General features: G+C 41.8%; 10 protein-coding genes and 1 riboswitch. Of the genes, 6 read left to right on the top strand and 4 right to left on the bottom strand.

Annotated features, from left to right (window positions below; genetic code table 11):
- Positions 1 to 115: 115 nt before the first annotated feature.
- Positions 116 to 2,623 carry an NEW3 domain-containing protein gene (locus ACIQZD_RS20830; protein ID WP_402906011.1) on the bottom strand — a complete coding sequence of 836 codons (2,508 nt, stop codon included), beginning with the start codon at positions 2,621 to 2,623 and terminating at the stop codon, positions 116 to 118.
- A 255-nt stretch (positions 2,624 to 2,878) separates the two neighbouring features.
- Here ACIQZD_RS20830 and ACIQZD_RS20835 point away from each other — a divergent pair, with 255 nt between their 5' ends.
- Genes ACIQZD_RS20835 through argH form a run of 5 tightly spaced genes read left to right on the top strand, consistent with a single transcriptional unit; the run spans position 2,879 to position 9,509 of the window.
- On the top strand, positions 2,879 to 4,105 hold the full coding sequence (locus ACIQZD_RS20835; protein WP_402906013.1) for an ROK family transcriptional regulator: 1,227 nt from the start codon (positions 2,879 to 2,881) through the stop codon (positions 4,103 to 4,105).
- Positions 4,105 to 5,196: an extracellular solute-binding protein gene (locus tag ACIQZD_RS20840; RefSeq protein ID WP_402906015.1), complete on the top strand. Its 1,092-nt coding sequence runs from the start codon at positions 4,105 to 4,107 to the stop codon at positions 5,194 to 5,196. Before ACIQZD_RS20835 ends, ACIQZD_RS20840 begins: the two co-directional genes overlap by 1 nt.
- Before the next feature lie 15 nt (positions 5,197 to 5,211).
- Positions 5,212 to 6,324: an ABC transporter ATP-binding protein gene (locus ACIQZD_RS20845; RefSeq protein ID WP_402906017.1), complete on the top strand. Its 1,113-nt coding sequence runs from the start codon at positions 5,212 to 5,214 to the stop codon at positions 6,322 to 6,324.
- A complete protein-coding gene (locus ACIQZD_RS20850; RefSeq protein WP_402906020.1) occupies positions 6,321 to 8,009 on the top strand; it encodes an ABC transporter permease in 1,689 nt (562 codons plus the stop codon). The genes ACIQZD_RS20845 and ACIQZD_RS20850 overlap by 4 nt, the downstream gene beginning before the upstream one ends.
- A gap of 15 nt (positions 8,010 to 8,024) precedes the next feature.
- The gene (gene argH, locus ACIQZD_RS20855) at positions 8,025 to 9,509 is read left to right on the top strand and encodes an argininosuccinate lyase (protein WP_402906022.1); all 1,485 of its coding nucleotides are present in this window, start codon (positions 8,025 to 8,027) and stop codon (positions 9,507 to 9,509) included.
- A gap of 764 nt (positions 9,510 to 10,273) precedes the next feature.
- Here argH and ACIQZD_RS20860 read toward each other — a convergent pair.
- The 3 genes from ACIQZD_RS20860 to ACIQZD_RS20870 form a co-directional block, all read right to left on the bottom strand.
- Positions 10,274 to 11,752, bottom strand: a complete 1,479-nt coding sequence (locus ACIQZD_RS20860) for a sodium:solute symporter family protein (RefSeq protein ID WP_402906024.1) — start codon at positions 11,750 to 11,752, stop codon at positions 10,274 to 10,276.
- Positions 11,749 to 11,949, bottom strand: a complete 201-nt coding sequence (locus tag ACIQZD_RS20865; RefSeq protein WP_048685209.1) for a DUF3311 domain-containing protein — start codon at positions 11,947 to 11,949, stop codon at positions 11,749 to 11,751. The genes ACIQZD_RS20860 and ACIQZD_RS20865 overlap by 4 nt, the downstream gene beginning before the upstream one ends.
- A gap of 271 nt (positions 11,950 to 12,220) precedes the next feature.
- Positions 12,221 to 13,564 (bottom strand): amino acid permease, encoded by a 1,344-nt coding sequence (locus ACIQZD_RS20870; RefSeq protein ID WP_402906026.1) that lies wholly within the window; start codon positions 13,562 to 13,564, stop codon positions 12,221 to 12,223.
- A gap of 208 nt (positions 13,565 to 13,772) precedes the next feature.
- Positions 13,773 to 13,851, bottom strand: a riboswitch (glycine riboswitch).
- 501 nt (positions 13,852 to 14,352) lie between these two features.
- On the opposite strand from ACIQZD_RS20870, the gene ACIQZD_RS20875 reads away from it, so the two are divergent.
- Positions 14,353 to 15,741: an amino acid permease gene (locus ACIQZD_RS20875; RefSeq protein WP_402906028.1), complete on the top strand. Its 1,389-nt coding sequence runs from the start codon at positions 14,353 to 14,355 to the stop codon at positions 15,739 to 15,741.
- The last annotated feature ends 15 nt before the right edge of the window (positions 15,742 to 15,756 follow it).

Here is a 15,756-nt window from a genome sequence, read left to right on the forward strand (position 1 = left end):
TTATGCATAACTTTTTTTGTTTTTAGAGCAGGAATCGGTCAGGTGATGACTTCAATTGGCAAACATCAAAAAAAGAAACCTATGCATTCGACACATGCATAGGTTTCTTCTTTATTTACTTGGCACCGTAACTAATCAAGTTCGTCATGATTCGATATCCGCCTGGAACCTGTCCTTGAATTTGCCTGTATAGCACAAGGTTGGTGTAGAGGTAGGTGCCATTACCGTATTTAGCCATGAGGATTCCGCCATCAAATGGTTCTTCATTCGGATCAGCCATGGAAATGAATGTTTCATACCGTTCATCCCATTCCATTGGGAAATACAATCCTCTTTCTTGGACCCAATTGCTCCAGTCATCGCTTGTTATTTTATTTGGATAGTTAAAAAGCGCTGATTCTGGTTTCGACACGTTTACCGTGGCTTTTTCATCGGTTACCCGCCAGCGAATGGAAGGATTCCCGAGGGTAAGAGGATATGGAGCAGTCTTCATGGCATCCCATCCATCACCCGGTTTATGGTATTGCACGACGAGATGACCGCCGTTTTCCACATATTCAAGTAAGCGCGCGTTATTTGCCTTTAAATCTTCCCTCGATAGATAGGCACGGATGCCTGTAACGATCGTGTCATATTGACTTAAATCACCTTCAGCTAAATCAGCTGCAGTTAACTTCGTAATGTTCAGCCCTGCATTGCTTAAGTAATCTGCCACTTTATCGAATCCGCTTTCAATGTACCCCACTTTTAATGAAGCTGGCTTCAAAAGCTCAAATGCAACGGTATTGATAGCTGCTGGGTATTGGTAATAGAATGTTCCGATATGGTCATAGGAAATTTCCTGAATGGTCGAATCAAAGGTTTCCCCATTGACAGTGGCAGCTGCCTTCACCTGATATTCACCATTTTGTATTGCCTTCGGTGGTCTGAGGGTGAACTTCACTTGTTTTTCTTCTGATTTTTCTTTAAATGATACAGTGGCATTTTTGGGATGAACTCCCCAATTTTCAGGGACTTTTAAAGCGACCTTTGCCGATGCTTTTCCTTCTATATAGTTTTTCAAGGTTACCGTCACTGGGACTTCCTCTTTTACATCTGCTGTATTTACGACGATATCTTCAGGAGATAGGGTAAGGCCTACGTCGGGAAGGACAGCGATCGTTCCATTCACTTCCTCCTTGATGGCAGTTTTTGTGCTGCCGTATTTATAAGAAATGCTGGTCGTAATGGTTGATTCATCATAGGCATGGTAATAGGCTGCATCTTCAGGGACTTCAACCAGATAGGTCATTGTCGCTGATTTATTTGGTGCTAGATTGACATCTTTAGCTTTTGTTTTGGTCTTCCATCCTTTAGGTACGTTCAATGCAGCAGCGACTTTTTTCAAGGTTTGTTTCCCGTTATTCTTCACGGTTACGGTTACGTACGTTTTTTGACCTTTCGTCAGGATCTTTGAAGCTGCTTTAGCTTGAACTTCGAGTCCTGAGGAGACATAACTGACGTTTTGCAATTGCTCTTCTTTTAATGAGAGCTTATGAAGCAAGTCGTTCTTAATGGCAGGGCTTAGCTTTGCCTTTTTGACTTGCCCAGTAATTGACCGAACATTGGAGAGAGCATTTTGGGATATTGAAAAAACACGTTTATCATTAGGATAAGCCGCAATAACAGCGTCCAAATTCCGTTGCAGGTATTTAAATTCACCTTTTAATTTTGAAGCTGAGCGGGGGAGTTTTTCAGCCCATTCAGTAAAATTGTAAGGTACACCTGCAAAAAGGTCCGACTGGTTTTTTGTATCAACGGCGCTTTGCTTCAAATCCAGATGGATCTGGCGAGGTGCTGCCGGGATATCAGAACCCATGCCTTGGCTTTTATGCAGATAGCGGGATTGTTCTCCAAGCTGTGGGTAAGTCATATTGTATATTGGGTCATATTTACCGATTTCAATCGAAGTGGTTGCTTGATCTGCCGAGGAAACGGGCAAATATAACTTTTTCACTTGCCATACCGATAGCCCTTGTTTCAATTGTTGCGGAAACACAGTTGGGTCGGCCGCATCCTTAAAGGCACGTTCACTCAAGATTGTCATTGTTCGGTGATGTCCATGCTGGGTATCATCATTTTGAAAGGATGGCATCAATATATCCGGCTGATACGTCCGAATAAAGCGGATAAGCCGTTCATAGGTGAGTTCTTCGCCCCATTTTTCTAATGTTTCCTCTGGTGTTTTAGAGAAGCCGAAATCATAAATGGGATCTGAGGTAGTTTCACTTAGATGATAGGCCTTAACCCCGGTGATTTTCGCAGCTTCAATCATTTCCCTCGAACGGATGATTCCAAGAGCATTGTCCAGTTCATCCCCAATTTCATTTTGTCCTCCTTCACCACGGTTTGCAATCAGGCTGGATGTCTTCACCCCTAACCCTCTCGATAGATAAGCGAGAAAGTCACTGCGTTCATCATCTGGATGGGCACCGCTGTTCAAGAATGTCACGGTCGTCTCGAGCGGCTTGACCGCATTCCATAACTCAACGTTGGCTTCCTCAGGGTTTGCAGCGCTACCTCCAAGCGGCAATAGTGCAAGAACCAACAAAAGGGAAAGCAGCGATAACAGAGCTTTTTTCATTAACCTTTTAACCCCCTTCAACTTTATAAGACACCTAAAAAAAATGTAGGTTAGTAATATTTTCTAACTAACCAGACGAAAAAACTTATCTAATAAATAGCATTAATGGTTATAAATGTAAATGATTCGAAGTAACTATTAAAAGTTGAACATTTTAAATGTTCAGAAAAATAACTTGTGTGCTGATTTTTTTTAAGTTATATTTTTACTTAATTAGGAAGATTTACTAACTAAATGAAGTAAGGCCGTGATGTGATGAGTTTTAAAAGACCACCCAGTCATCAAAAATATGTCAATAAAAAAAGAATCATTCAATGCATCCAGGAATGTTCGCCCATTTCAAGAGCTGAAATCGCCGTTAAGCTTCAGCTAAGTAAACCAACTGTTTCTCTGGCTGTGGATGAACTTATACAGGAGAAATGGGTATTTGAGAAAGGAATAGGAGAATCCTCCTCTCAAGGCGGGAGAAGGCCCATCCAGCTCTTTTTTAATGAAAAGGCAGCCTATATCATTGGGGTCGATATAGGCGGGACGAAAGTGAAAATCGTTTTAAGTGATTTAAGCGGCAACATCCTTGCCGACACTAGCTTTTCAACCAACACCTATTTAAAATCAGGGCTTCTTAAACAAATGGCGATTGAAACGGAACGGATAATTGCAAAGAATCAGATTGCGAAAGGCAGGATATTGGGGATGGGAGTCGGGATCCCTGGTATAACGCAAACGGCAAGCGGATTAGTAATAGAGGCACCGAGTTTAGGCTGGGTACAATATCCGTTCATAGCCGAAGCGAAGCGGTATTTTGATTTCCCCATTTTTCTGGACAATGATGTAAACGCGGCTGCACTAGGTGAACAGTGGCTGGGTAATGCACAAAATAAGCGGAATTTGCTGTTCATTGCGGTTGGCACGGGGATAGGAAGCGGCATTATCTTGAACAACCAGTTATACAGAGGGGCTTCCAGTGCAGCTGGGGAATTGGGATATATGGTAACGGACAAAGAGGATATGAAGCGTGAATTCAAGCCGATTTTCCATAGATACGGCTATTTGGAAAGTGTCGCAGGAGGAAAGTCGATAGGCAGTCATTTTACAAGGGAGGTTCTCAAGGATCCTCATCATCTTTTATTCGAACGGGCCAAAGCTTCCGAACTATCGGGGGAGGATGCTTTTTTGTCAGCAAAAAAAGGAGACACGACTGCTATGGCCGTCATAAATGAAGCCATCGAACATTTAGCGTGCGGAATTGTCAATGCGGCTAGTTTGCTAAATCCAGAAGTGATCATTTTAGGAGGTGGTGTGTTAAATTCATCTGAATACATTTTACCTAGGATTCGGGAGATCGTTGATCGATATCTTCCAAGTTTAGTAGAAATGAAAACTTCACAACTTGGAGAAAACGCAGGAGTACTAGGAGCGGTTTCCTTATTCTTAAGGGAGCATGATGGCATTTTGAATTTTCGGGATGAGGGGGAGTATTAATGAAAAATAGGAAAAAGTCGCTTGTTTCAGTAATGGCCTTATCGGCAGCACTTTTGATTTCGGGATGCAACGGTACAGATACGAAAACGAATTCGGATACTGGCGGTGCCAAGGGAAAAAAGGGTGATCTGGAAGATAAGATCGTTGTTTATTCACCGCATGGCAAAGATATTTTATCAAAATTCGAAAAGCAGTTCGAAGATGAGTATGGTATTGATGTTGAGTGGCTTGATATGGGGTCTCAGGAAATCCTTGACCGCGTTCGATCAGAGAAAAGTAATCCGCAGGCAGACGTTTGGTGGGGGGCACCTTCCACGAACTTCAATCAAGCAAAGGGTGATGGGCTGCTGGCTGCTTATAAGCCTAGCTATTCCGATAGTCTCGATGAAGGATTCCACGATCCGGAATGGTATTGGACGGGAACGAGCCAGACACCGGAAGTCATCATGTATAACAGCAAAGAACTATCGAAAGACGAGGTACCAAAAGATTGGGATGAGCTGCTTGATCCGAAGTGGAAAGACGAAATCATCATCCGCTATCCGTTAGCCTCCGGAACGATGAGGACAATTTTTTCTGCGATGATCTATCGTACGTATAAGGATACAAATGATCCAAAAGAAGGGTATGACTGGTTAAAGAAGCTCGACCAAAACACAAAGGAATATTCAGCAAACCCGGAAATGATGTATAACAAGGTAGCCAAAGGAGAGGGCTCACTTTCCGTTTGGGCAATGCCGGATGTTGTCATGCTGAAAGAAAATAAAAATTATCCGTTTGAGTTCGTCATTCCGGCAAGCGGAACACCTGTATTGACAGAAGGTATCGCCATCGTTGAAGGTGCCAAGCATCCAAAAGCAGCTGAAGCCTTTTATGAGTTCGTGAATTCACCAGAAGCCGCAAAAACATTGGCAGAAGAATTTTACAGGATTCCGACCAGAAGTGATGTGAAGGATTTACCTGAATGGATCACGGAAACGGAAATTAAAGCGATGGATATTGATTGGAATGCATTCGAGGAAAAAGGTGACGAGTGGATGAAATATTGGGATGAAAATATTAAAAGTGGAGATAAAGAAATTAAAGAATAAGGAAGTGTCGTTGGGATGGCGTCAATAAAAATGGAGAATGTCCAAAAAGCCTTCGGGAAAACGATAGCTGTTGACCATTTAAATCTGGACATCAAAGAAGGGGAGTTTTTTACCTTTCTTGGTCCAAGTGGCTGCGGTAAAACGACAACGCTTCGGATGATTGCCGGTTTTTATTATCCAACAAAAGGTGTCGTCCGATTTGGCGACAAAGATATGACGCGTGTACCTCCAGAGAAAAGAAATACAGGCATGGTTTTTCAAAACTATGCCCTCTTTCCCCACATGACTGTTTTTGAAAATGTAGCGTTTGGCTTGCGTGTGAGAAAGGTTTCTTCTGCTGATTTAAAGAGGAGAGTGCTGGATGCCCTCCAAAAGGTCAGGCTGGAGAGCTACTCGAATCGTCAAGTGAGCCAGTTAAGCGGAGGGCAGCAGCAGCGGGTGGCCCTTGCGAGAGCACTGGTCATTGAACCGGAAATATTACTGCTGGATGAACCATTAAGTAATCTGGATGCCAAGCTTCGTGATGAAATGAGAGTGGAAATCTTAAGGCTGCAGCGTGATTATAAGATTACCACCATTTATGTCACACATGATCAGGTTGAGGCATTATCCATGAGTGATCGGATCGCTGTGTTCAATTATGGTGTATGTCACCAGGTCGGGACGCCGGCAGAAATTTATAATCGGCCGGCCAATGATTTTGTTGCGAGTTTTATAGGCGAGATTAATCTATTGCCCGTTCAAGTCGAAAAAGTCCAACAAGATAATATAGAGGTTGCCCTTAAAAATAGTGAACAATCTATTAAATTGAATGTGGAAAATCAAGCTAGGGAAGGAAATTCAATCTTACAGACTGCTGTTGACCTTGCTGTTTCGATTCGTCCTGAAGCAATCAGAATTCTGGATGTGATCGTGGAAGGAAAGAATATCTTTAAAGGTAAAATAAATTCCGTCCAATTCTTTGGATCTGTTGTGAATGTCATGGTGGATGTTCAAGACGTGTTACTAAGGGTCGACGTATTTAACACTTATGATTTTGGATACTTTTATCAAGGAAAGGAAGTGTATATCCAGCTTCCTGAGAAACAGCTGCGTCTTATCCCTGTCATAAGCGGTGATGCGCCATGATTAAAAATCGTGATACGAGATTGACGGTTTGGCTCCTTATACCAGTTGCATTGGTGCTCATAGCTTATGTACTCTACCCATCGTTGAGGACCTTTATAGAAAGTCTGCAAAAAGACGGAACGATATCCCTTGGAAATTATCAGGACTTCTTCGTACAGGAATCGAAAACGAACTTAGAGGCTCTATGGAATTCTGTTTATATATCCTTATTGAGTGTATTGGTCAGTGCCTTGATTGGCATTCCGCTCGCATTCATTTTTAACCGTTACGATTTTCCCGGCAGAAGCTTCTTTTCATCAGCAGCGATTTTACCGATTGTCCTTCCATCATTGGTAGGGGTCATGGCCTTTATGTTTTTATATGGAGAATCGGGATTGATTCCAAATGCCATTAAGGACCTATTTGGTCTCGATAAGGTTCCATTCAAGATTGGCGGGGTATCGGGAATCCTTATCGTGCATGCCTATACGATGTATGTTTATTTTTATATGACCGTATCCGCTGCAATCAATAAAATAGATCCGTCCCTTGAAGAAGCTGCTTATAACTTAGGCGCAAATAAAATCAAGGTTTTTTGGAAGGTTACATTTCCATTATTGACACCTGCCATCGTTGCCGCTTCTCTACTTGTTTTCATGATATCGATGGCTTCTTTCAGTGCCCCGTTTTTATTAGCTGGCGGATACAGGGTGTTGAGCCTGCAAATTTATTTTTCAAAAATCAATGGTGATATGGAAATTGCCGCTACTCAATCCGTCATTCTATCCATCGTTTCGATTTCATTTCTATTATTCATGCGTTGGTATCAGAATAGGAAGGATTATCGCATGGCTTCGAAAGGAATTGGCGCACACAGGAGTGAAGTGAAGAACCCGTTTATGAAATGGGTGATGGTCTTAACGGGTATCATCGGCGTAATGATTCTGCTTTTACCGCACTTTACGATTCTATTGCTTTCACTAGTGCCGGATGGAACCTGGACATTTCAAACATATCCAACAGTATTTAATATGGAAAATTACCGGCTTTTGTTTGAAGACCCTAATATCTTCAAACCGTTACGAAATAGTTTACTGATGGCAGTTATTGCTACGCTGGCAAATCTGGTGTTTGGGGTCATAGCATCCTATGTACTTGTTAAACGGAAATTCGTCGGGAAAAGCTTTGTCGATATTCTAGTCATGATTCCTTGGGCGTTGCCTGCAACGGTCATAGGGATGAACTTGATATTCGCATTCAATGAACCTAGCGTTTTTTCCTTTGGTCAAATATTGGTAGGAACATTTTGGATTTTGCCGCTTGCCTATTTCATCAGGCATATTCCGCTCGTTGTCCGTTCGACTAACGCCGTTCTGGAGCAGTTGGATGACTCGATTGAAGAAGCAGCCAGAAACTTGGGGGCAAAGTGGTTTTATACCTTCAGAAAAGTCATATTTCCGATTATTATGCCTGGTGTTTTATCAGGGACATTATTGGCATTTATCGAATCTGTGGGGGAATTCCCGACCTCGGTCCTGTTGTACACGATTTCAAACAGGCCGATATCCATTGAAATCATGAATCAGCTTCGGATGTTCAATATGGGGCAGGCAGCTGCCTATGGGATGATTCAAATCACGCTGATTGTAATCGTTCTCTTTATTTCGAACAAGTTTTTTGGAATCAAAGCGGAAAAAGCTTTATAAATCGGAGGTGCAAAGATGAGCAGGCTTGAAGAATTTATAAAAAATGAAGGTAGTGCCTTTCCCGGAAAAACATATGCTAGAGAGCTTCTGATGCCTGTTTTTAATGATCAAAGAGATTACTTATTTCATGCAATGTTCGATATTCATCGGGCACATGTCATCATGCTTTCGGAACAAAAGATCATTAAAGAAGAAGAGGCGAAGACCATGCTTGATGGGATTCGGAAAGTGGCTCAAACAGATCTCGCGCAATTGACCTATCAGCCCCAATTCGAGGACTTATTTTTCATGATGGAGGCAAAGGTCGGTGAGGAAATCGGTCATGAGCTTGCAGGAAAGATTCATATCGGCCGCAGTCGTAATGATATGGGCGTTGCGATGTACCGGCTTGTTTTGAGAGGTCATCTGCTTCAATTGATTGGCTATGCATACCATTTGAGTGAGGCATTCTTGGTGCAGGCTGAAAAACATACAGAAACCTATATTACTGGTTATACGCATACCCAACCGGCTCAGCCGACTACGATAGGACATTACTTTTTGGCAATATATGATGTGCTTCAAAGGGATATTGGCCGGTTATGGGCAGCCTATGAAACGGTTAACCAATCCCCTTTGGGCGCGGCCGCGTTAACGACCACCGGTTTTCCGATCAGCCGGAACCGTACGGCTGAACTGCTTGGGTTTGATTCGGTGATTGAGAATTCCTATGACTCGATTGGCGGGGCGGATTATTTATTGGAAACCGCAACTGCCATCATGACGTGCATGGTCAATACCGGAAGATGGATTCAAGATTTCCTGCAGCATGTGACAAGGGAGTTTGGAACATTTCATGTGGCGGACCCTTATGTTCAAGTGAGCAGCATCATGCCGCAAAAAAGAAATCCTGTCTCCATTGAACATTCCCGTTCGATTGCAAGCAGTGCGTATGGTGATGCACTTGCTGCAATGAATATGGTCCACAATACACCATTTGGTGATATCGTCGATACGGAAGATGATTTACAGCCGCATTTATATCGGGCTTTTTCGAATGCAGGACGTGTCATGAAACTGATGTATGCTGTCATGTCGACCTTGAAAGTAAATGATGAACACACAAAGAAAATGGCTGCAAAATCCAGTATAACGGTTACTGAATTAGCGGATACCTTATCAAGAGATTACGACATATCCTTTAGAAAAGCCCACTCCATAGCCAGTCATATTGCAAAACGGTCAATTAGTGAAGGGAAAGAGCTATATGATTGGGACACACAAGAAATCAACAAGATCATCAATGAATTCGTTTCAGTGAACATAGCAGAAGATGAATGGAAAAAAATAATCTCTCCCGAATATTTTGTGGAAATTAGAAGCATTCAAGGCGGGCCCTCCCCTAAAGAGGTCACGAGAATGATTGTAAATAGAAAACAAAAACTGGAACAAGATTTGCAGGAATACAAGGAAATGGTCAAAGCATTGAATGATGGCAGGAAGGCTTTAGTGGATTATTGAAGGTACGGGGTAAAAAGGAAATGAGTTTTAACGGGCATGAAACTCACGAGTATTTGCGGCAAACTTACGAGTAAAAGCGTGAAACTCACGAGTATTTCGCCAAATTCACGAGTAAAAGCGTGAAACTCACGAGTATTTGCGGCAAATTCACGAGTATTTGCGGCAAATTCACGAGTAAAAGCGTGAAACACGAGTATTTGCGCCAAATTCACGAGTAAAGCGTGAAATTCGAGTATTTGGCTCGGAAGAAATACGATGCATTTTATCTGCTAACTGCGAAAGCTCATTTTTCATGGTATATAGTCATTCTTTATTAGGGTGGCTATTTATTTTGGATTTTTATCAATAACAATAAATGTAGATTACTTCCAAAAACGATGCTATTATTTGTAAAATATATAATATAAGGCGGAATATTAATGTCAAATAGATCTCAGTTCGGTTTTATCCTGATTTTAATAGCTTTCGTAATATCGATTACTTTTTGTTTTAACTCTGAATTATTAATACCTAAAGGATATGATTTAGCTATTGATGGCCTGGTAGTATCCCGAACCTTGATGATTATTTTTTCGTTGTATTTATTAGTTAAAATAGGGGATTTGTTTATAAACAGAAAAGATTAATAGTTTAAAATGAGACTTCCTATAATCAATCTTGAGATGCTTTGGGTGTCGATAATAAGGAAGGCTCAGTCTTTTGACTGAGCCTTCCGATGTTTTTCTATTGTTTCTTTATCAAAAATAACCAGTTTCAAAGTTGCTTCATATATCGTTAACGGATTTAGTTTCCAACTGAACCGCGTGCTTTCTGAAAGCAAGACTTACTGTGATCATCACAATGAAATTGACTGCCAATGCGATGATTCCCACATTCAAATCTTTCGCTGTTTGCGGCAAGGATGGAAACAAGGTCCCTATTGTCGAATGACTGAGTGTAATGCAGATTACGATGGCCAATCCTGTAATGATGCCGGAGATTGCGCCAAATTTATTGATCGGATTATTGCTTTTCAGACTAAAGAGAAGGGACGGGAAAAGCTGTGTGATGAGACTGTATCCCATAAGAATTAATGCTGACATCGTTTCGCCGCCGTTTAAGGTGAAGTAGACGGCTATAAGGGCGATGACTGGAACAAGGAACTTTGCCAATCGTACAACGTGGCGATCGGATACTGCAGGTGCAAATTCCTTATAGACGTTTTTTGCGAGCAGTGTAGCGACGCTCATCAAAAGCATGGATCCCGGCACCAATGCGGTCAACAATCCAGCTCCGCCGATTATGCCTATAAACCATGGATCGAAGGTCTCGATCGAAAGGCGCAGCAATGACAGGTCTGCATCTGCACCAACGAGTCCGGGCACTTTCAATATTGCTGTATACCCAACGAAAAAGACGAATAACAGCATGAGTGTATATAAAGGGCTGATGATGGCATTTTTTCGAAATACCTTGCCGCTGCGTGCTGAATAAACAGCGCTGAAAACCTGGGGCCACATATAGAAACCGAATACGAGCAATATTACCGTGGAGATGAACCATGATACGCTAAGTCCCTGATCTGGGAACTTTAGAAAACCAGGCTTGGCCGCATCAATCGCTTCAAACATCGGCTGAAATCCGCCAAAGTAATGAATCGGCAGATAAATCCCTAAAAATCCTATTATGGCGACCATCATGATATCTTTAATGACAGCTGTCCAAACTGAACCGTGTATACCGGAGATCATCACATAAATGGTAAGGCTGATCGCCCCCATCCAAACTGCCGCAGACATAGAGATGGCACCATAAGATGCTTCTGAGACAATGATCCCCAATCCTTTCAGCTGCACGACAATCACTGGAATCATCGACACCACACCGACAAGCGCTGCCAAAATTCCTAAACCGGGACTCTTATATTTGCTTACAAAGAAATCGGATTGAGACATCAGTTTATTTTCCTTGGCATATCTCCATATTTCCGGTAGGAGCCAATAGGATAATACGTAAGACAAAGTAATGTAAATTAGAACATATAGAGCGGGTGCGCCCTTGCCATAAGCCCAGCCGCTGCCGCCAAGGAAGGAGAAGGTCGTATAGATTTCCCCGGCCATCAGCAGAAAGACGAATACCGCTCCAAAACCGCGTCCGCCCACCGTCCATTGTTCCAAGTCCATATCTTTTCCTTTTGAAGAGCGTATGCCTAAAAATATCGATAGAAGTAAAAATGCTAAAATGATTAAGAGAGCAATATTCATTCCTGGTCACCTTCCCGATTCCTGGGATCCAGCTTATACATGATGCCCAGTATGGCAGAGGTAAGGACCACCCACATAGCCATCCAGAACATATTGAAAGGCATCCCTAATACATATGGTTCTATTTTATTAACAAAAGGCAGAAATCCTAGTATGCCTATAAAAGGAACTAGAGTAAGAATATATATAATCTTCATAAACAAACCCCTCCGTTTTAATAAAGTGAAACGCCCACCAATGGGGTTTATCCTTCAATGCCACTGATGGATGGGTGAACCAAACCGGGATGAAAAATTCATACATGACGGAAAAGGTCCGATAATATATATTAGCTTACACTATTTTGATATAAAATTTAATGCAGTTGCCTGATATATTTGAGCAACTGTGCGCAGACAGCCGAACCCTGATATGTTCTTAAGACAGATAAAGCCTTGAATTCATAGTGAGTTCAAGGCTTTATTTCCTTTAGCTATATTTTTTTCGAGAATTATATAGTATCACCAAAAGTATGAACCAGATTGGGGTCAAGAGCAGTGATAGTCGTGTAGCTTCAGCAAATAGCATAACAATAAGGATGAACAGGAATAATCCTAAAATGACGTAATTGACAAAGGGTGTAAAAGGAGCCTTGAAAGTCGATTTTGCTCTTAGGTCAGGCCTTGTTTTCGAATATTTGATATGGGAAATCAAGATAATGCTCCATACCCATATGAAACAGATGGCACTGATGGTCGTCACGACGGTAAATGCCTGTTCCGGTATCAGCTTGCTTAATAATGCCCCTATTGATACAACGATTGTGGATGTTAATAAGGCATTGCTCGGAACAGCCTGTTTATTTAATTTTTCCAGTTTAGCAGGGGCTTCGCCATTCCTGCTTAACGTATAAAGTATTCGGCTCGTTGAAAATAAACCGCTGTTGCATGCAGAAGCAGCGGATGTCAAAACGACGAAGTTGATGATCCCTGCAGCGACAGGAATGCCGATTAACGCAAAGACCTCTACAAATGGACTGCTCGTGGCATCCAGTTGTGTCCATGGGTTGACGCAGAGAATGACGAATAGTGCACCAACATAGAAAAGTAAAATCCGGACAGGGATTTTATTGATGGCAGATGGAATGTTCTTTCTCGGGTTTGCCGTTTCTGCTGCGGAAACCCCGACCAACTCGACACCGACAAATGAGAAGACGACCAGCTGTAAAGATAATAAGAATCCGGAAATGCCATTGGGGAACATGCCCCCATGATTCCATAGGTTCGTTAGGGAAACCGTTCCGGTATTGGTATTGAAGCCGATGATCAAAAGGATGATTCCCACGATGATCAAGGCGATGATCGTGATTACCTTAATGATGGCAAACCAGAATTCCAATTCGCCAAATAACTTAACGGTCAATAGGTTCAATCCTAAAAGAATGACTAGGCATATTAGAGCCGGAATCCATTGAGGGATATCGAACCAATATTGCATATAGACGCCGACAGCTATGATATCGGCCATTGCGGTCATGATCCAACAGAACCAATATGTCCAACCTGTCACGAAGCCGGCCCATGGACCGACATATTCGGTTGCAAATTCAGTGAATGATGTATACCCTGCATTGGATAAGAGCAATTCCCCTAGTGCCCTCATCACAAAAAACAAGGCAATCCCTATTATCAGATAGGAAAATAAAATAGAAGGTCCTGCCAATTGTATGGCTTTCCCGGAACCTAAAAATAATCCGGTGCCAATGGTTCCTCCTATTGCAATCAGTTGTACATGTCTATTTTTTAAATCTCTTTTTAATTCTTGTTTAGCCAATTCCAACGCCCCCGTTTTTTTATAGTCTTGGTAGTGAATGTGTTTACCTGCATGGTCTTGGAGAGAGGGACGTGATTTTTTCGTCCAGCTTGCCTTTCCCATTGGTTTTAAAGCTGTTGTTTTTAGTCCAACCACAAAATGGACAATAAAAAAAAGAGATTGGATAATACCAATCTCTTAAAGGGTTCAGAATAACAATTTTATCATTCGTTACTCTTCTGTCCTTTTGCCTGAGATTGTGAATCCTTCGGCGCTGCATCTTGTACAGTCTCTCCAGAAGCTGCTCCTGCTATAGTGTCATCCATAGCATTCATCGCTTGCTTGTATGCGGTTGTGAATAAATGTGGTCAGTGATAAGCTACCACTGCTGAATCATTCATTATGCTTATAAAATAATATTGGAATTCTATCATCTATTTTTCGGTAGGTCAACAAGTTTTTTTGAAGTGAAAAAGGCAATATCTGCAGTTTTATAGTGGTCTTAATTTTTATTAAGGTACTTGAAAAATTTATTTTTTTGGATGATCACTATTATGAAATATTGATCATCATTTTTTTAAAATGATATTTTTAGATTAGGAAAATTGCCAAGATATATTTGGTAACTGTTTATTTCAAAAATACAATTGTATTTTTACAGAATATTTACTATTATAAGATAAGAAAATATAATTGAAGTGTTATTGATATTTTTTCGATAGAGCATTTCTAACCGCAATAATTAATAGAGAGTCGTTCGTGGTAAGGATAGAAAAGCATTACCGATATTGCATCTGGGGGAGTTAAACATGTCGAACAAGGAATTAAAGAGAGGGCTGGAAGCACGTCACATTCAAATGATAGCTTTGGGCGGAACCATCGGTGTCGGGTTATTCATGGGATCGGCGAGCACGATCAAATGGACCGGGCCCTCTGTAATGCTTGCATATGCCATCGCAGGTATTTTTATATTTTTCATCATGCGTTCCATGGGTGAGATGCTTTATTTAGAACCGACTACAGGTTCTTTTGCAACCTTTGCGAGCAGCTATATACATCCTTTGGCAGGTTATATGACTGCTTGGAGCAATTGGTTTCAATGGGTAATCGTCGGAATGTCCGAAATCATTGCGGTTGGGTTGTATATGCAATATTGGTTCCCGGATTTACCGGCCTGGATACCAGGTGTGGTGGCCATGATCATCTTGGGGGCGGCCAACCTCATTTCAGTCAAATCTTTCGGGGAATTTGAATTCTGGTTTGCGCTTATAAAAATCATAACGATCATAATGATGATCGTTGCCGGTCTAGGCCTTATCTTCTTTGGAATAGGAAATGGCGGGGATGCGATTGGATTATCGAATCTTTGGGAAAATGGCGGCTTCTTTACGGGAGGCTGGACAGGATTCTTCTTTGCGCTTTCCCTTGTCGTGGCATCCTATCAAGGCGTTGAGCTTATCGGCATCACAGCCGGAGAAGCGAAAGATCCAACGAAGACCGTAACAAAAGCGATCCAATCAATCATATGGCGCATATTAATTTTCTACATTGGCGCCATATTCGTCATCGTGACAGTCTTCCCTTGGGATCAACTGGACGACTTAGGAAGCCCATTCGTTTCAACCTTTGCTAAAATAGGTATCACAGCAGCAGCAGGAATCATCAATTTTGTCGTAATCACTGCGGCAATGTCTGGATGCAACAGTGGTATTTTCAGTGCAGGGCGTATGCTTTACACACTTGCATTGAATGGCCAAGCTCCGAAAATCTTTGCTAAAGTATCTAAAAATGGAGTGCCGGCATATTGCACGATCGCTGTACTTTTAGGATTGGGCATCGGGGTTATCCTAAACTACCTTGCACCGCCGCAACTATTCCTATATGTCTACAGTGCGAGTGTATTACCTGGGATGATTCCATGGTTTGTCTTACTTATCAGTGAGCTTAAATTCAGAAAGGTAAATGCCGCTGAAATGGAGAAGCATCCGTTCAAGATGCCGTTGGCCCCTTTCAGTAACTATGCGACAATTGCCTTCTTACTAATGGTGCTGGTCGGTATGTGGATCAATCCTAGTACCCGGATTTCCTTGGTTGTCGGAATCGTTTTCCTAGCCTTGGTCGTAGTAAGTTATTACATGCTGAAAATGGATAAACGAACACCATTGGATGTTAAATCCGATGATGAAATTTCGGGATAAGAAACTCTATTAGAA

Source organism: Peribacillus sp. NPDC096447 (genome assembly GCF_044762725.1).
Classification (GTDB): Bacteria; Bacillota; Bacilli; order Bacillales; family DSM-1321; genus Peribacillus.

Coding starts and splice junctions, on each gene's coding strand:
- ACIQZD_RS20830 (WP_402906011.1), bottom strand. CDS start 2,623: ATGAAAAAAGCTCTGTTATCGCTGCTTTCCCTTTTGTTGGTTCTTGCA.
- ACIQZD_RS20835 (WP_402906013.1), top strand. CDS start 2,879: ATGAGTTTTAAAAGACCACCCAGTCATCAAAAATATGTCAATAAAAAA.
- ACIQZD_RS20840 (WP_402906015.1), top strand. CDS start 4,105: ATGAAAAATAGGAAAAAGTCGCTTGTTTCAGTAATGGCCTTATCGGCA.
- ACIQZD_RS20845 (WP_402906017.1), top strand. CDS start 5,212: ATGGCGTCAATAAAAATGGAGAATGTCCAAAAAGCCTTCGGGAAAACG.
- ACIQZD_RS20850 (WP_402906020.1), top strand. CDS start 6,321: ATGATTAAAAATCGTGATACGAGATTGACGGTTTGGCTCCTTATACCA.
- argH (WP_402906022.1), top strand. CDS start 8,025: ATGAGCAGGCTTGAAGAATTTATAAAAAATGAAGGTAGTGCCTTTCCC.
- ACIQZD_RS20860 (WP_402906024.1), bottom strand. CDS start 11,752: ATGAATATTGCTCTCTTAATCATTTTAGCATTTTTACTTCTATCGATA.
- ACIQZD_RS20865 (WP_048685209.1), bottom strand. CDS start 11,949: ATGAAGATTATATATATTCTTACTCTAGTTCCTTTTATAGGCATACTA.
- ACIQZD_RS20875 (WP_402906028.1), top strand. CDS start 14,353: ATGTCGAACAAGGAATTAAAGAGAGGGCTGGAAGCACGTCACATTCAA.